We start from the raw sequence: 16813 nt of genomic DNA on the forward strand, positions 1-16813 counted from the left end.
CGCTTCGCGGCTTCCCTGCGGTGCTCGCGTTTCGCGGGGTCTCGCAGAACCCGCTTCGCTCAAACAGCTGCGAGCCCTGATCCGCGAAACGCTGCGCTCCTCGGCGGCACAGAGGGGCCGCCCGCCCCGCACCGCAAACCGGGCTTCGAGGTGGGGTGTTTGCCCCTGGTGCACCCGAGCCCTCTGAACAAGCGAGCAACAACATGCGCATAGAAGAAGCCATTCCCTTCCCCTACGAGTTCGAGATAAAAAACACCGCGCTGGTCCTCATCGACATGCAGCGCGACTTCATCGAACCCGGCGGCTTCGGTGAAACGCTGGGCAACGATGTGACCCTGCTCGAAGCCATCGTTCCGGCGACAAAAGCGGCGTTGCAGGCTTGGCGGGAGGCCGGCGCCCTTGTGGTGCACACGCGGGAGGCGCACAAGCCCGATCTTTCCGATTGCCCGCCTGCCAAACGCAACCGCGGCAACCCGGCATTGCGCATCGGCGACGAAGGCCCGATGGGCCGCATCCTTGTGGCGGGCGAACCGGGCAACCAGATCATCGACGCGCTGGCTCCGATCGAAGGCGAAATCGTCATCGACAAGCCCGGCAAGGGCGCGTTCTACGCTACCGGCCTGCATGAATTGCTGCAAGCGCGCGGCATCACGCACCTGCTGTTCGGCGGGGTGACCACCGAAGTGTGCGTGCAGACCAGCATGCGCGAAGCCAACGACCGAGGCTACGACTGCCTTCTGCTCGAAGATTGCACCGAGAGCTACTTTCCGGCCTTCAAGGCGGCCACGCTCGACATGGTTCGCGCCCAGGGCGGCATCGTCGGCTGGACGGCATCGAGCGCGGCGCTGCTGGCTGCGCTTCGCGGCGGGCAATGACAGCGACTAATATTCCCCACGTGTCTACTGTTCGTTCCCGCCCCGCCTCGCCCGTATCCGCCGTCCCCGCCGCCGGCGAAGCCGTTTTTCGCACCCGCGCGGACGAGGTGTACGCGCAGCTCAAGCGCGACGTGGCCGATTTCATCCTCGTGCCGGGCGACCGCTTTACCGAGAACGAGATCAGTGAACGGCTCGGCGTCTCGCGCACGCCCGTGCGGCAGGCGCTGTTCCGCCTGCAGCAGGAAGGATTCGTCGAAGTGCTGTTCCGCAGCGGCTGGCGCGTGCTGCCCTTCGACTTCGACCAATTCGAGCAGCTCTACGACCTGCGCATGGTGCTCGAGACCACGGCCGTGCATCGCTTGTGCGAAGCCGACCGCCGCGTCGACCGCAGCCTGCTCGAGGCACTGGCCGACATCTGGCTCGTGCCCGCGGCCCAACGAAGCAGCGACACCGCGCAGGTGGCGCAGTGGGACGAGGCCTTTCACTGCTCGCTGGTGGCTGCCGCGGGCAACGCCGAGATGGCGCGCGTTCATGGCGACGTGACCGACCGCATCCGCATCATCCGCCGCCTCGACTTCACGCAGCAGCCGCGCATCGACGCCACTTATGACGAGCACGCCAAGATCCTGAAGGCCGTTCGCGCCAACCGCGGCGACCAGGCCGCGATGCTGCTGCGCGCCCACATCGAGACCAGCCAGGCCGAGGTGCGCAAGATCACGCTGCACCAGGTGCACCTGGCGCGGCACGCGGGCAAGACAGCGCCGCGCTGAAGCGGGCAGGCGGGCTACAGCGTGAAGTCGTAGTCCACCGTGATCGGCGCGTGGTCGCTGAACTTGATGGTCTTGTAGATCTGCTCGTTGCGCGCCAGCGCACCGAGCGCCGGCGTGGCCAGGTGGTAGTCGAGCCGCCATCCCACGTTGTTGGCATAGGCCTGGCCGCGGTTGCTCCACCAGGTGTAGGCCTCGGCCGTGGTCTCGGGCTTGAGCATGCGGTACACGTCCACCAGGCCCGCGCCGTCGGTGCCGGCGTCGAGCAGGCGGGTCATCCAGGCGCGTTCTTCGGGGAGGAAGCCGCTGTTCTTCTGGTTGCCGCGCCAGTTCTTGAGGTCGATTTCCTTATGCGCGATGTTGATGTCGCCGCAGAGGATGAACTCGCGCTCTTTCTTGAGCGCAACCAGGTGCGGGAAGAAGCCCTTCAGGAAGCGGAACTTGGCCTCCTGCCGTTCCTCGCCCGAGCTGCCGCTCGGAAAGTAGCAGCTGATGATAGAGAGCTTGCGCTTTGGGGTGTCGAAGCGCAGTTCGAGATACCGGCCTTCGGCATCGAATTCGGTGTCGCCCCAGCCCACGACCACGGCGCTTGGCGCGTGCTTCGTGTAGATGGCGGTGCCGGCGTAGCCCTTTTTCTCGGCAAAGTGGAAATGGCCCTTGAGCCCGGCCATTTCTTCGAACCGGCCTTCGATGTCGCTTGCCTGCACCCGGATCTCCTGCATGCAAATACAATCCGGCGCAAGTTCGGCCACCCAGTCCGCCACCCCTTTCGTGGCGGCCGAACGCAGGCCATTGAGATTGAGGCTGGTTAGTTTGAACACAAGGAAATTCCGATGGCTGTAGATGGTGTGGAAAGCAGTGCGGTGGCGCAGGACTTCGTCCAGTTCGCACTCGACTCTGGCGTGCTGCGCTTCGGCGAGTTCAAGACCAAGGCCGGCCGCCTGAGCCCCTACTTCTTCAATTCGGGCCTCTTCGACGACGGCGCCAAGATCGCTCGTCTCGCCGGATTCTATGCAGACCGGCTGATCGAAAGCGGTGTCGAGTTCGACATGATCTTCGGCCCCGCCTACAAGGGCATTCCGCTGGGCGCCACGGTGGCGGCCGAACTGGCCCGGCGCGGGCGCAACTACCCTTTTGCCTACAACCGCAAGGAAGCCAAGGCCCACGGCGAGGGCGGCAACCTGGTGGGGGCGCCGCTCAAGGGCCGCGTGCTCATCGTCGACGACGTGATGTCGGCCGGCACCGCGGTGCGCGAATCGATCGCGGCCATCGAAGCCGCCGGCGCCACACCGCACGCGGTATCGATTGCGCTCGACCGGCAGGAGAAAGCCACCGAAAACGGCGTGGACGTGGACCACAGCGCCGTGCAGTACGTGCGCAACCAGCTGGGCCTGCAGGTGGTGGCCATCGCCACGCTCGACGACCTGCTGAACTACCTGTCGGGCAACGCCGCCGCCGACCTGCTGGGTGCGCATCGCGAGCGCGTTCTCGCCTACCGCGCCCGCTACGGCGCCATTTGAGGCCACTCCCATGCCCGTGCGCAAGCTCGATCAGCCGGCCCGCCCTCTCGCCACGCCGGTGCTGCCGCTGCTGCTGCCGCTGATGGCGGCGCTGTTGCCCATGGCGGCGCCCGCGCAGCCCGCACCGGCGCCGGCCGCCATCTATTCGTGCACCGACGCCCGCGGCCGCACGCTCACGGCCGACCGGCCGATTGCCGAATGCATCGACCGCGAGCAGCGCGAACTGAGCCCGAGCGGCACCACGCGCCGAAAGATCGAGCCGACCTACACCGCACGCGAACTGGCTGAGCGCGAAGACCGGGCCCGCGAGGCGGCGTTGCAGGCCGCGCGCCTGATCGACGAGCGCCGGCGGGAGCGTGCATTGCTGGTGCGCTACCCCAACGTGACCGTGCACGAGCGGGAGCGCAAGGAGGCGCTGGTGCAGATCGATGCAGTGATCCAGGCCGCGCAGAAGCGCCTGGCCGAACTTGCCGAAGACCGCAAGAAGATCGATGAGGAGCTTGAGTTCTACAAGCACGACGTCAGCAAGGCGCCGGGCGCGGTGCGCCGCAAGCTCGAAGACAACACGCAGAGCGTGGCGGTGCAGAACCGCTTCATCGGCGAGCAGGAAGACGAGAAGAAGCGCGTGAACGCGCGCTTCGACGAAGAGCGCGCGCGCCTCAAGCAGATCTGGTCCCCCCAGAACGGCGGCGGCAAGTAGCTCGCCGCCGGAGGGCGCCGGTCAGGCCAGCTTGGCCTTGAGCAGTTCCGTCACCTGAGCGGGGTTCGCCTTGCCGCCGCTCGCCTTCATCACCTGGCCCACGAGGCCGTTCAAGGCCTTTTCCTTGCCGGCGCGATACTCGTCGACGTTCTTCTGGTTCTTGGCAATCACCTCGTCCAGGATCTTGTCGAGCGCGCCGGTGTCGTTCATCGGCTTCAGGTCCTTGGCTTCGATGATGGCGTCGACGTCGCTGCCGTCGCCCGTCCAGAGCGCATCGAACACCTGGCGCGCCGCGTTGTTGGGCAGCGTGCCGTCGGCAACACGTTGCACCAGCTGGGCCAACTGCTGCGCCGTGACGGGCGCGGCTTCGATGCCGATTTCCTGCGCGTTCAGGCGGCGCGCCATTTCGCCGGTGATCCAGTTGCTCGCGAGCTTGGGGGTTGCGCCGGCCTTCACCGCGTCGTCGAAGTAGCGTGCGAGCGCTGGGCTCTGCGTGAGCTGCGCCGCGTCGTATTCGGACATGCCGTGGTCGCGCACATAGCGCTCGGCCATGGCGCGCGGCAGCTCGGGCATGGTGGCGCGCACCCGCTCGATCCAGTCGGCCGCGATGACCAGCGGCGGCAGGTCCGGATCGGGGAAGTAGCGGTAGTCGGCCGAGTCTTCCTTGGCGCGCATTGCACGCGTCTCGCCGGTGTCGGGGTTGAACAGCACGGTGGCCTGTTCGATCTTGCGGCCGTCTTCGATCTCTTCGATCTGCCAGCGGATCTCGTAGTCGATGGCCTGCTGCATGAACTTGAAGCTGTTCAGGTTCTTGATCTCGCGCCGCGTACCGAGCTTTTCGCCGGGCCTGCGCACCGACACGTTGGCGTCGCAGCGGAAGCTGCCTTCCTGCATGTTGCCGTCGCAAATGCCGATCCACGTGACGATCTTGTGCAGCTCGCGCGCATAGGCCACGGCTTCGGCGGTGGAGCGCATGTCGGGCTCGGTCACGATTTCGAGCAGCGGCGTGCCGGCGCGGTTCAGGTCGATGCCGCTCTGGCCGATGAAGTCTTCGTGCAGCGACTTGCCCGCGTCTTCCTCGAGGTGGGCGCGCACCAGGCGCACCGTCTTCTTTTCTTCGCCCAGGAAGAACGACACCGAACCGCCTTGCACCACCGGAATCTCGAACTGGCTGATCTGGTAGCCCTTGGGGAGGTCGGGGTAGAAGTAGTTCTTGCGCGCGAACACGCTGCGCGGCGCAATGTGCGAACCGAGCGCCAGGCCCAGCTTGATGGCGCGTTCGACCGCGCCCTTGTTCATCACGGGCAGCGTGCCGGGCAGCGCCAGGTCCACCGCGCAGGCCTGTGTGTTGGGCTCGGCGCCAAAGGCGGTGGAGGCGCGGCTGAAGATCTTGCTCGCGGTCGACAGCTGAGCGTGCGTCTCGAAGCCGATGATGACTTCATAGCCGCGCACCAGCGGGCCGGTCGGGCGGCCTTGTTGTTGTGCTTCGAAGGTGTTCACGGTCTCGCTCATTTCAAAAGCCCTCCGGCGTGCGCGTGTGCCAGTCGGTGGCTTGCTGGAAGCGGTGGGCTGCGTTCAGCAGCTTCGCTTCGCCGAAGTAGTTGCCGATCAGCTGCAGGCCCACGGGCATCGGCTTGCCGATGCCCTGCTTCGAGCCTTGCATGCCGCTGTCATCGAAGCCTGCGGGCACGCTCATGCCGGGCAGGCCGGCCAGCGAGGCGGGCAGCGTGAAGATGTCCGCCAGGTAGTCGGCCACCGGGTCGTCGCCATGCTCGCCAATTTTCCAGGCGGTGGTCGGCGCGGCGGGGCCGGCAATCACGTCGCACTGCTTGAAGGCCTGCTGGAAGTCGTCGGCGATCATGCGGCGCACCTTTTGCGCCTGCAGGTAGTAGGCGTCGTAGTAGCCGTGCGAAAGCACGTAGGTGCCGATCATGATGCGGCGCTTCACTTCGTCGCCGAAGCCTTCGGCGCGGGTGCGCTCGTACATGTCGCCCAGGTCCTTGTACTGCTTGGCCCGGTGGCCGAACTTCACGCCGTCGAAGCGGCTAAGGTTGCTCGACGCCTCGGCCGCGGCCAGGATGTAGTACACCGGAATCGACAGTTCGGTGCGCGGCAGGCTCACTTCGACGCGCTTTGCGCCGAGCTTCTCGTACTGCGCCAGCGCCGCATCGACGGCGGCGCGAACGCCGGGCGCCACGCCTTCGCCGAAGAACTCCTTCGGCACGCCGATGCGCAGGCCCTCGAGCGAGTCGTTCAGCGAACGGCTGAAGTCTTCGGCGGGCCTGTCGAGCGAGGTGGAGTCGCGGTCCAGGTCGGGGCCGCAGAAGGCCGACAGCAGCAGCGCGCAGTCTTCGGCCGAGCGGGCCATGGGGCCGGCCTGGTCGAGGCTCGATGCGAACGCCACCATGCCGTAGCGCGAGGCGCGGCCGTACGTGGGCTTGATGCCGGTTATGCCGCAGAACGAGGCCGGCTGGCGGATCGAGCCGCCGGTGTCGGTGCCGGTGGCCGCGGGGGCCAGGCGTGCCGCCACGGCCGCCGCGCTGGCGCCGGACGAGCCGCCCGGAATGCGCTCGCGGTTCCAGGGGTTTTGCACCGGCACGGCCTTGTCGTGGCCCACGGCGGGCACGGCCACGTTCTCGTTGGCCGAGCCCATGGCGAATTCGTCGCAGCTCAGCTTGCCGAGCGTGACCGCGCCGGCTTCGGCCAGGCGGCGCACCACGGTCGCATCGAAGGGCGAGCGGTAGCCCGCGAGCATCTTCGAGCCGGCGGTGGTAGCGAAATCGGTGGTAACGAAGATGTCCTTGTGCGCAATCGGCACGCCGGCCAGTGCCGGGGCATTGCCGGCGGCAAGCTGCGCGTCGGCCGCGCGGGCCTGCGCCAGCGTGACTTCCTCGTTCACATCCACGAAGGTGCCGAGCGATTCGTGGGCCTTCATGCGGCCCAGGAAAACCTGGGAGGCCTCGACGGCGGACACCTTGCGGTCGGCCAATGCCTTGGCCAGGGCGACCACGCCCATCTGATGCAATTCGCCGCTCATTCGATCACCTTGGGCACGAGGAACAGGCCGGCTTCGACGGCCGGGGCGCTCTTCTGGTTAGCTTCGCGGTTGTTGGGCTCGCTCACCACGTCGTCGCGCAAACGCAGCGTGATGTCCTCGATGGCGGCCACCGGGTGGGCCAGCGGCTCGACGCCGGCGGTGTCGACCGAACGCATACGTTCGACTAAATCAAAAAAGCCGTTAATCTGGCTGAGCATGCGCTCGCTTTCGTCGGAAGCAAGCTGCAGCCGTGCCAGCGAGGCAATGCGTGCAATATCTGAAGCGGAAAGTGACATGGGTCGAACCGGTTGGAAAAACCGGAAGTAATCGCACGCCGGAGGGGGTGCTAACACGGGATTCAGAGGGGGATTCAGGTATTATCCCGCCTTTGCCGCAACCCCCGCGAACGCGCCGGCTTTTGCGCCAAAAACGATCAATTCACCCCGTCAAACGACCAAAAACAGAGCGACGACCTGCCGACGCGCAGGCGTGCTCCAGAGGATTCCGCACATGTTTGGAGCTTTCCGTCGGTACTTTTCCACCGACCTCGCGATCGACCTCGGCACCGCCAACACACTGATCTTTGCCCGCAACAAGGGCATCGTGCTGGACGAGCCGTCCGTGGTCGCCATCCGCCACGAAGGCGGTCCCCACGGCAAGAAGGTGATCCAGGCCGTCGGCCGGGAAGCCAAGGCCATGCTGGGCAAGGTGCCCGGCAACATCGAGGCGATCCGCCCGATGAAGGACGGCGTGATTGCCGACTTCGTGATCACCGAGCAGATGATCAAGCAGTTCATCAAGATGGTGCACCCGCGCACGCTGCTCACGCCGAGCCCGCGCATCATCATCTGCGTGCCCTGCGGCTCGACCCAGGTCGAGCGCCGCGCCATCAAGGACGCGGCCGAAGCGGCGGGCGCCACTTCCGTCTATCTCATCGAAGAACCCATGGCCGCGGCCATCGGCGCGGGCCTGCCGGTCAGCGAGGCTTCGGGCTCGATGGTGGTCGACATCGGCGGCGGCACCACCGAAGTGGGCGTCATCAGCCTGGGCGGCATGGTCTACAAGGGCTCCGTGCGCGTGGGCGGCGACCGCTTCGACGAAGCCATCATCAACTACATCCGCCGTAACTACGGCATGCTGATCGGCGAGCCGACGGCCGAGGTCATCAAGAAGAACATCGGTTCCGCCTTCCCCGGCTCCGAAGTGAAGGAAATGGAAGTCAAGGGCCGCAACCTTTCCGAAGGCGTGCCGCGCAGCTTCACCATCAGCAGCAACGAAGTGCTGGAAGCCCTGACCGACCCCCTGAACAACATCGTCTCGGCCGTGAAGAACGCGCTGGAGCAAACGCCGCCCGAGCTGGGCGCCGACATCGCAGAGCGCGGCATGATGCTGACCGGCGGCGGCGCACTGCTGCGCGACCTGGACCGCCTGCTGGCCGAGGAAACCGGCCTGCCGGTGCTGGTGGCCGAAGACCCGCTGACCTGCGTGGTGCGTGGCTGCGGCATTGCTCTCGAGCGCATGGACCGCTTGGGAAGCATCTTCACGAGCGAGTGAATGCGCCACTGCCATCATCGGCCGGCCCTGCTTGTGCAGGCCGGCCTTTTTGCCATCTGACGTTGCACAGCCAGGCCTGAACCATGCCCTTGGGCACGCTCGATCGCACAGCCCCGCCCCTGTTCAACCAGGGGCAGTCGGCCCTGAGCAAGTTGATTTTCTTCGGTGCGCTCTCGCTCTTCCTGATGGTGGCCGACGCGCGCTTTCATCTGGTTCAGCCGATCCGCGCGGCCGTCGGCGCGGTGCTCTATCCGGTGCAGTGGCTGGCGCTCAAGCCGGTGCAGTTCGTGGTGGGCGGCAGCCGCTACTTCGAAGACCTGCAAACCGCCCAGCGCAACGAAGAAGAAGCCCGCAAGGCGCTCATGCAGCAGGCCGAGCGTGCGAGCCAGGCCGACACGCTCGCGCAGGACAATGCGCGCCTTCGCGCCTTGCTCGAACTGCGCCAGACCACCCAGGCGCCGGGCCGCGCCGCCGAGGTGCTCTACGACGCCGCCGACCCGTACACGCGCAAGATCGTCATCGACCAGGGGCTCACGCACGGCGTGGCGGCCGGTTCGCCGGTGATCGACGCGGACGGCGTGCTCGGCCAGGTGACGCAGGTGCTGCCCTTCACAAGCGAGGTCACGCTGGTGATCGACCGCGATCTTTCCATTCCCGTGCAGAACACCCGAACCGGCGTGCGCAGCGTGGCCTTCGGTGACGCGTCGGCGCACGGCGCGGGGCTGGAGCTGCGCTTCATGGCCGCCAATGCCGACCTTCAGGAGGGCGACCTGCTCTCCACCAGCGGCGTCGACGGCGTCTATCCGCCCGGCCTGCCGGTCGCGAAGATCGAGCGCATCGAGCGCCGCGCCGATTCGGCCTTTGCGCGTATCTACTGCGTTCCGCTGGCGCGCGTGACGGCCGCGCGCTACGTGCTGGTGCTGGCGCCCACGGGAGCGCCCGCGGCACCGCCCGCGCCGGCCGCTCCCGCGCGCGGCAAGAAGCCCGAGCCCAAGCCGGCTGCCAAGGCGGACAAGGCCGACAAGAAAGCCGCGGAGCGCGCCCGATGATCAAACGCCCCGGCCAACAGCAGCTGCTGCTGCCCGTCAGCCCGCTCTTCATGTGGTCGAGCCTGGTGGTGGCGCTGCTCATCAACATGATTCCGATCGGCCGCGCTGCGTGGATGCCCGACCTGCTCGCGCTGGCCATCGTGTTCTGGGGCGTGCACCAGCCGATGCGCGTGGGCATTGGCGCGGCCTTCGTCTTCGGGCTGTGCATGGATGTGCACCAGGCGTCCATGCTGGGCCAGCATGCGCTGTCGTACACCACGCTGGGCTTCTTTGCGATCACCATCCACCGGCGCCTGCTCTGGTACCCGGTGGCTTCGCAGGCGCTGCAGGTGCTGCCGCTCTTTGCGCTCTCGCAGTTCATCGAGGTGGTGACGCGGATGATCGGCGGCGGCATTTTCCCGGGCTGGTGGGTGCTGGCCTCCCCGGTGGTCGAGGCCGCGCTGTGGCCGCTGGCAACGGCGCTGCTGCTGGCGCCCCAGCGCCGCACGCCGGAACCCGACGAGAACCGTCCCCTCTAAGCCTGGCAGTCCACCTTCCTATGCATTTGCCAACGCACTTGCACGCGCCTAAGCTCACCCCGCCATGACCGAAATCCGCAACGTTGCCGCCGACCTCGCGCGCTTCAAGCGCCGCGTGATCGTGATCGGCATGGTGGTGCTCTTCGCCTTCGGGCTGCTGGGCGCGCGGCTGTTCTACCTGCAGGTGGTGCGGCACGACGACCTGGCCGAGCAGGCCGAGAGCAACCGCACGGCCATCGTGCCGGTGGTGCCCAACCGCGGACTCATCCTCGACCGCAACGGCATCGTGCTGGCCTCGAACTACTCGGCCTACACGCTGGAGATCACGCCTTCCAAGGTGGGCGACGTCGAAGAGACCATCGACGCCCTGACGCAGGTGCTCGAGGTTTCGCCGCGCGACCGCCGCCGCTTCAAGCGCCTGCGGGAGGATTCGCGCAGCTTCGACTCCATTCCGATCCGCACCCGCCTGAGCGACGAGGAGGTGGCCCGTTTCGCGGCGCAGCGCTACCGCTTCCCGGGCGTGGAAATCAAGGCGCGGCTGTTCCGCAACTATCCGCATGGCGAGGTCGCCTCGCACGTGCTCGGCTACATCGGCCGCATCAACCAGCGCGAGAAGACCGCGATGGAAGACTGGGCCGAGGAAGACCAGGCCAACTACAAGGGCACCGACTACATCGGCAAGCTCGGCATCGAGCAGAGCTACGAGAAAACGCTGCACGGCCAGACCGGCGTCGAGCAGATGGAAACCTCGGCCGGCGGCCGCGCGGTGCGCCGGCTTGCCAGCCATCCGGCCACCCCGGGCAATACCGTGATGCTGTCGCTCGACATCAAGCTGCAGAAGCTGGTCGAAGACATGTTCGGCGACCGCCGCGGCGCGCTGGTGGCCATCGACCCCAAGACCGGCGAGGTGCTGGCCTTCGTGAGCAAGCCGACCTTCGACCCCAACCTTTTCGTCGAAGGCATCGACACCGAAAGCTGGAAAGAGCTCAGCGAATCGCTCGACAAGCCGCTGCTCAACCGGGCCCTGCGCGGCACCTACCCGCCCGGCTCGACCTACAAGCCCTTCATGGCACTGGCCGCACTGCAAACGGGCAAGCGCGGCGCCAGCGTGGTGGTGAACGACCCGGGGTACTTCAACTTCGGCGGCCACCGCTTCGGCAGCCCTGAAGGCAACCTGGGCGGCGTCGACATGCGGCGTTCCATTCAGGTGTCGAGCAACATTTATTACTACTCGCTGGCCAACGAGATGGGCGTGGACCTGATCCACGACTTCATGAAGCCGCTGGGCTTCGGGCAGCTCACAGGCATCGACCTGGGCGGCGAGGTGCGCGGCGTGCTGCCCAGCACCGAGTGGAAGCGCAACGCCTACAAGCGGCCCGAGCAGAAGAAGTGGTACGCGGGCGAAACCATCTCGCTGGGCATCGGCCAGGGCTACAACACCTTCACCATGCTGCAGCTCGCGCAGGCCACGGCGATCGTGGCCGATGGCGGACTGAAGCGCAAACCGCATCTGGTGCTGGCCACGCGAAACACGGTCAGCGGCGAGGTGGCTCCGCTGCCGCAGCCGCCGGCCGAGAACCTGGGCTACACCGCCGCCAACGTCGCGGTGATTCGCGAAGGCCTGACCAGCGTGGTGACCAGCGGCACCGCGCGCAGCGTGTTTGCCGGCGCGGGCTACCAGGCGGCCGGCAAGACGGGCACGGCGCAGGCGGTGACGCAGGCGCAGAACACCAAGTACAACGCCCGCGCGCTCGAAGAGCACCAGCGCGATCACGCACTGTTCATGGCGTTTGCGCCCGTCAACAACCCGAAGATCGCCCTGGCGGTGATCGTCGAGAACGCCGGCTGGGGTGCCGGCGCCGCGGCACCCATCGCGCGCCGCGTGTTCGACTACGTGTTGATGGACCAGTACCCGAGCGAGGCCGACCTGGCCGCCGTCAGGATCGGCAAGGCCGGTGCGCCGATCGGCAAGCCGCGCGTGGCGAGCGAAGTGGCTTGGCCGGTGGCCGGCACCGCTGCGGCCGCGCCCTGATTGTCTTGCACCCTCTCCCTCTGGGAGAGGGTCGGGGTGAGGGCAAGCGGCCTCGGAGCCCGCGAGATGTTGTGAGGCCGACAGCCCTCACCCTAGCCCTCTCCCAGGGGGAGAGGGGACAACACCTTAAGCCCCAGCCACCGTGCCGCTGACTTCACCCAAGCCGATGCGCACCGCGCCCTCCCGCTCGCAGTAGCCGCGCATGACCAGCGTGTCGCCGTCTTCCAGGAAAGTGCGCTTTTCCCCGTTGGGCAACGTGATCGGCTGCTTGCCGCCCAGCGTGAGTTCGATCAACGAGCCGGCCTCGTCGGGCCTGGGGCCCGAGAGCGTGCCGGAGCCCAGCAGGTCGCCCGGCTGCAGGTTGCAGCCGTTCACCGTGTGGTGCGCGACGAGCTGCGCGGCCGTCCAGTAGGCGGCTTCGGTGGTGTTGCCGCGCGTGAGCCGCGTGGGCGCTTCGCCCGCGGCGCGCATCTTCGCGGTCTGCAGCAGCACTTCGAGCGTGATGTCCAGCGCGCCGCTTTCTCGGTTAGAGGGCGCATCGAGGTAAGCCAGCGGTTGCGGGTCTCCCGCGGGCCGCTCGAACCTGGCGCGGAACGGCGCCAGCGCCTCCATCGTCACGATCCATGGCGACAGCGTGCTCGCGAAGTTCTTCGAGAGAAAAGGGCCGAGCGGCTGGTATTCCCAGGCCTGCAGGTCGCGCGCCGACCAGTCGTTGAGCAGCGTCACGCCGAACAGATGCTCTTCGGCCTTGCCGATGGCAACCGGCTCGCCGAGCGCATTGCCGCGGCCGATGAAGAAGCCCAGTTCCAGCTCGTAGTCGAGCCGCTTCGAAGGGCCGAAACTCGGCTCGGCCGCATCCGGTGCCTTGGTCTGCCCTTGCGGGCGCTTGAAGACCTGGCCGCTCACGCCGATCGACGACGCGCGGCCGTGATAGCCGATGGGCACCCACTTGTAGTTGGGCATCAGCGGCTGGTCGGGACGGAACAGCTTGCCGATGGTGGTGGCGTGGTGAATGCCGGTGTAGAAGTCGGTGTAGTCGCCGATGCGGCAGGGCACGGTGAGCTCGGACCTGGCCTGCGGCAGCAGCGCCTTCGACCATGCGGCCTCTTTGCCGCTGCCTTCCGCAAGGCCCGCCGAGATGGCCGCGCGAAGTGCCTGGCGGTCTTTCACGCTGGCGTTCATCAGCGCGTTCATGTCGTCGGTATCGACCAGGCCTGCCGTCTTCAGGTCGAGCACCTGGTCGCCGATGGCCACCCCGATGCGAAAAGCGTCGCTGCTGCCCGCCGCGCGAAAGCGGCCGAAGGGCAGGTTCTGGATCGGAAAGTCGCAGCCGGCTTCATTGGCCGAGGCAACCCAGCTGCGCAGCTTCGGGTCATGGGTGGCGTTGAGTGCGGTCATGGAATGTCTTTCTTTGGATGTGGCGTCTGCTCGTCGGCCGTCACGGCTTGAACTGGTCCTTGAGCCCGGCCCAGCAATCGGCGTAGTCGGTATCGAGCGCGGGGCTCTGCAGCGCGAAGTTCGTCGGAATGAAGCGGTACCGGCTCTCGAACATGAAGGCCAGCGTGTTGTCGAGCTTGTGCGGTTTCAGGTCGGTGCGCGTGGCCTTGTCGAAGGCTTCCTCGTCGGGTCCGTGCGGCACCATGCAGTTGTGCAGGCTTGCGCCGCCGGGCTTGAAACCGCCCGGCTTGGCGTCGTATTCGCCGAGCACCAGGCCCATGAACTCGCTCATGAGGTTGCGGTGGAACCATGGCGGACGGAAGGTGTTTTCCATCACCATCCAGCGCGGCGGGAAGATCACGAAGTCGCAGTTCGCGGTGCCCGGCGTGTCGCTGGGCGAGGTCAGCACAGTGAAGATCGACGGATCGGGATGGTCGAAGCTGATGGAGCCGATCACCATGAAGTTGGCCGTGTCGTACTTCACCGGCGCCAGGTTGCCGTGCCATGCGACCACGTTGAACGGCGACTGCCTGGTGGGCGCCTTCCAGAAGCGGCCGCCGAATTTCTTTACCAGCTCGTAGGCTCCGCCGTCTTCTTCGAAGGCCGCCACGGGCGCCTGGAAATCACGCGCATTGGCCAGGCCGTTCGAGCCGATAGGGCCGAGTTCGGGCAGGCGGAAATGCGCACCGTAGTTCTCGCAGACATAGCCGCGCGAGATTCCATCGGGCAATGCCACCTTGAACACCATGCCGCGCGGCAGCACCGCAATCTCGCCAGGCTTCACGTCGAGCACGCCCAGCTCGGTCGTGATCACGAGGCGGCCCTGCTGCGGCACCAGCAACATCTCGCCGTCTGCATTGACGAAGGCGCGCTTCTCCATCGAGCGGCCCGCAAGGTACATGAGCGAGCCGATGCCGACCTGCGACTCGGCGTCGCCGTTGGCCGCAATGGTGTGCATGCCGTCGATGAAGTCCACGTCGGCCGCGCCGTCGAGCGGCATTGGATGCCAGCGCAGCGGCTCGGGCGGCAGTGCAATCTCGCGGTCGGCGCCCGTGGTCCATTGCGCCTGCGCATAGGGCTGGTAGCGGCCCGACACGACCGAAGGCTGGCGGCGGTAGAGCCAGGTGCGGCGGTTTTCATGGCGCGGCGCGGTGAAGGCGGTGCCTGAAAGCAGCTCGGTGTAAAGGTCGAAGGGCGCGCGCTGCGGGTTGTTGCGGCCCTGGGGCAGGGCGCCGGCCACGGCTTCGGAGGCGTACTCGTTGCCAAAGCCGCTCTGGTAGGGCCGCTCGGCATCGGGCTTGTTGTTGGCGGATGGATTCGTCATGGTTCTCTCTTCCGGAAATCGCGATGAAGTTGGCACGTGTGTTCAGCTGCTGCTGCGCGCGGCCTCGAAAGCCTCGCGCAGCACGGCCAGCGAGCCGACGTGGTTCGCCAGCACGAGCACGAGCCGCGCGTTGAAGGCATGGCTCTCCTCAGTGGAAAGCCCCTGGTGGGCCTCGATCAGCGCCTCGTAGAAATCGTCGGGCGCCTCGAGGTTCGGCGTGGTGATCAGATGTGGTTGCATGGTGCTGCTCATCCCTTTGCCAATGCACGGTCGATCGCCGCGCGGATGTTCGCCGCCGTGGGCTGCCGCCAGCGCGCACACACATGCTGGTCGGGCCGCAGCAGGTAGACGGTGCCGGGTAGCGCGTCGTAGCGTTGCGTCGCGAGTTCGCCTTCGCTTGTAGCGGCTTTCACGCGCACCACGTGCAGCGGAAAGTCGCATGCCATCAGCGCCTGCAGGCTGCGCTCGGCCGCTTCGCCCTGGCCGAAAACCAGCGCCGTGAACTGCGCCAGATGGCATTCGCGCAGCAGCCAGCCGCTGCTGCCGTCGGCCCGCACGACCGGTGCATCGGCTGCCGCTGCGCCGGGCACCATCGCGCCTTGGAAGGTGTCGGTGTCGGGCGTGTTGAGCGGCGAGTCGCGCAGCACCGCCGGCACCGAGAGCCGACCGCTGTTGACCAGCGTGCGCGCGAAGGCGTGGCGCTTGGTGAGCTCCAGCACCGCGTCGCGGAACAGGCGGCTCACTTCGCTCTTGGGCGTGATGAAGTCGGTTGCGCGCGTGGAGTTGCGGATGTTCTCGTCGGCCGCGAATTCGCGTTCGCTCGCGTAGCTGTCGAGCAGCGCATCGGGTGCCTCGCCTCGGAGCACGGCCGCGAGCTTCCACGCGAGGTTGTCCGCGTCCTGCACGCCCGAGTTGGCGCCGCGCGCGCCGAAGGGCGACACGCCGTGCGCCGAGTCGCCCGCAAACAGCACACGGCCATGGCGAAAGCGCTCCATGCGCTGGCATGCAAAGGTGTAGACGCTGGCCCACCCAATGGTGAATTGAACGCCTTCGAAACCGATGCTGTCGAGCAGCGCGCGCACGCGGGGCGTGATGTTCTCGGGCTTGCGCTCCTCCACCGGATCGGCATCCCAGCCGAGCTGGAAGTCGACGCGCCACATGCCGTCGGCCTGCTTGTGCAGCAGCACGCTCTGGCCCGGGTGGAACGACGGGTCGAACCAGAAGCGCCGCTCCGTCGGCAGTTGCGCATCCATCGTGATGTCCGCAATCAGGAAGCGGTCGCGAAAGGTGCGGCCCTTGGCTTCGAGGCCCAGCATCTGGCGCAGGTTGGAGCGCGAGCCGTCGCAGGCGGCAACGTAGCCCGCTTGCAGCCGGTAGTCGCCCTCGGGCGTTTCCACGGTGAGAACGGCGCTGTCGTCGTTCTGCTCGATGCCTGTGACCTTGTTGTTCCAGCGCAGGTCGATCAGCGGCAGCGCCGCGGCGCGTTCGACGAGGTAGCCTTCGACGTAGTACTGCTGCAGGTTGATGAAGGCCGGGCGCTCGTGGCCGGGTTCGGGCAGCAGGTCGAAGCTGTAGACCTGCTCGTCGTGGAAGAACACCCGGCCCACGTGCCACGACACGCCCTTGTCGACCATGCGGTCGCCGCAGCCGAGGCGGTCGAACACCTCGAGCGTGCGCTTGGCAAAGCAGATCGCGCGCGAGCCGCTGGAAAGGGTGTTGTCGTTGTCGAGCAGCACCACGGGAATCCCGCGCAGCGCCAGGTCGATGGCCAGCGTGAGGCCGACCGGGCCGGCGCCGACGACGACCACCGGGTGGCGGGCGGGCGTGGGCGCGTCCTGGTCGGCGTGGCGCTTGTAGTCGAAGCGCAGGCTTTGATAGTCGATCACGTTTGTCTCCGTGTCTTTTGTCTTGCTCCTTCCCCCGCTGGGGGAAGGCTGGGATGGGGGCTCGGCAGCGCTCGAAACTGGCGCTCTGCCTGCCCCCACCCCAACCCTCCCCCA

The 16813-nt window shown here is 67.0% G+C and carries 16 protein-coding genes; 8 read left to right on the forward strand and 8 right to left on the reverse strand.

Annotated elements, in window-relative coordinates:
• Positions 1-203: 203 nt before the first annotated feature.
• Positions 204-875, forward strand: coding sequence for a cysteine hydrolase family protein (locus V9K97_RS20435; RefSeq protein ID WP_337320258.1), 672 nt, complete (start codon positions 204-206; stop codon positions 873-875).
• Entirely contained in the window at positions 872-1645 is a 774-nt protein-coding gene (locus tag V9K97_RS20440; RefSeq protein ID WP_337320260.1) for a GntR family transcriptional regulator, read from the forward strand. The genes V9K97_RS20435 and V9K97_RS20440 overlap by 4 nt, the downstream gene beginning before the upstream one ends.
• 14 nt (positions 1646-1659) lie before the next feature.
• On the opposite strand, the gene V9K97_RS20445 is transcribed toward V9K97_RS20440, so the two are convergent.
• Positions 1660-2463, reverse strand: coding sequence for an exodeoxyribonuclease III (locus tag V9K97_RS20445; RefSeq protein ID WP_337296597.1), 804 nt, complete (start codon positions 2461-2463; stop codon positions 1660-1662).
• A gap of 12 nt (positions 2464-2475) precedes the next feature.
• On the opposite strand from V9K97_RS20445, the gene pyrE reads away from it, so the two are divergent.
• Both pyrE and V9K97_RS20455 read left to right on the forward strand, forming a co-directional pair.
• Entirely contained in the window at positions 2476-3162 is a 687-nt protein-coding gene (gene pyrE, locus V9K97_RS20450; protein ID WP_337320262.1) for an orotate phosphoribosyltransferase, read from the forward strand.
• Between the two features lie 10 nt (positions 3163-3172).
• A complete protein-coding gene (locus V9K97_RS20455) occupies positions 3173-3862 on the forward strand; it encodes a DUF4124 domain-containing protein (RefSeq protein ID WP_337320264.1) in 690 nt (229 codons plus the stop codon).
• A gap of 21 nt (positions 3863-3883) precedes the next feature.
• Here V9K97_RS20455 and gatB read toward each other — a convergent pair whose 3' ends face one another.
• The 3 genes from gatB to gatC are packed head-to-tail and all read right to left on the reverse strand — an operon-like array spanning position 3884 to position 7195.
• Positions 3884-5374: an Asp-tRNA(Asn)/Glu-tRNA(Gln) amidotransferase subunit GatB gene (gene gatB, locus V9K97_RS20460; protein WP_337320266.1), complete on the reverse strand. Its 1491-nt coding sequence runs from the start codon at positions 5372-5374 to the stop codon at positions 3884-3886.
• Position 5375: 1 nt separating this feature from the next.
• A complete protein-coding gene (gene gatA / locus V9K97_RS20465; protein WP_337320268.1) occupies positions 5376-6899 on the reverse strand; it encodes an Asp-tRNA(Asn)/Glu-tRNA(Gln) amidotransferase subunit GatA in 1524 nt (507 codons plus the stop codon).
• Complete coding sequence (gene gatC, locus V9K97_RS20470; protein WP_307703377.1) at positions 6896-7195, reverse strand: Asp-tRNA(Asn)/Glu-tRNA(Gln) amidotransferase subunit GatC; 300 nt, start codon at positions 7193-7195, stop codon at positions 6896-6898. The genes gatA and gatC overlap by 4 nt, the downstream gene beginning before the upstream one ends.
• A 214-nt stretch (positions 7196-7409) precedes the next feature.
• Here gatC and V9K97_RS20475 point away from each other — a divergent pair, with 214 nt between their 5' ends.
• The 4 genes from V9K97_RS20475 to mrdA all read left to right on the forward strand — a co-directional run bounded on the left by V9K97_RS20475 (position 7410) and on the right by mrdA (position 12052).
• Positions 7410-8453, forward strand: coding sequence for a rod shape-determining protein (locus V9K97_RS20475; protein ID WP_007833435.1), 1044 nt, complete (start codon positions 7410-7412; stop codon positions 8451-8453).
• Between the two features lie 83 nt (positions 8454-8536).
• Positions 8537-9502 (forward strand): rod shape-determining protein MreC, encoded by a 966-nt coding sequence (gene mreC / locus V9K97_RS20480; RefSeq protein ID WP_258503488.1) that lies wholly within the window; start codon positions 8537-8539, stop codon positions 9500-9502.
• Positions 9499-10020 carry a rod shape-determining protein MreD gene (mreD, locus tag V9K97_RS20485; protein ID WP_126747836.1) on the forward strand — a complete coding sequence of 174 codons (522 nt, stop codon included), beginning with the start codon at positions 9499-9501 and terminating at the stop codon, positions 10018-10020. The genes mreC and mreD overlap by 4 nt, the downstream gene beginning before the upstream one ends.
• Before the next feature lie 64 nt (positions 10021-10084).
• On the forward strand, positions 10085-12052 hold the full coding sequence (gene mrdA / locus V9K97_RS20490) for a penicillin-binding protein 2 (protein ID WP_337296591.1): 1968 nt from the start codon (positions 10085-10087) through the stop codon (positions 12050-12052).
• A 126-nt stretch (positions 12053-12178) separates the two neighbouring features.
• On the opposite strand, the gene fahA is transcribed toward mrdA, so the two are convergent.
• From fahA to V9K97_RS20510, 4 genes are read right to left on the reverse strand one after another with little or no spacing between them, the layout of a single operon-like run.
• Complete coding sequence (fahA, locus tag V9K97_RS20495; protein WP_337320271.1) at positions 12179-13450, reverse strand: fumarylacetoacetase; 1272 nt, start codon at positions 13448-13450, stop codon at positions 12179-12181.
• A 40-nt stretch (positions 13451-13490) separates the two neighbouring features.
• Complete coding sequence (hmgA, locus tag V9K97_RS20500; RefSeq protein WP_337320273.1) at positions 13491-14813, reverse strand: homogentisate 1,2-dioxygenase; 1323 nt, start codon at positions 14811-14813, stop codon at positions 13491-13493.
• Between the two features lie 42 nt (positions 14814-14855).
• Complete coding sequence (locus V9K97_RS20505; RefSeq protein ID WP_258503494.1) at positions 14856-15053, reverse strand: DUF2783 domain-containing protein; 198 nt, start codon at positions 15051-15053, stop codon at positions 14856-14858.
• An 8-nt stretch (positions 15054-15061) separates the two neighbouring features.
• Positions 15062-16699, reverse strand: a complete 1638-nt coding sequence (locus V9K97_RS20510) for an FAD-dependent oxidoreductase (protein WP_337320275.1) — start codon at positions 16697-16699, stop codon at positions 15062-15064.
• Between the last annotated feature and the right edge of the window lie 114 nt (positions 16700-16813).

It is taken from the genome of Variovorax sp. CCNWLW186 (assembly GCF_037203865.1).
GTDB lineage: Bacteria > Pseudomonadota > Gammaproteobacteria > Burkholderiales > Burkholderiaceae_C > Variovorax.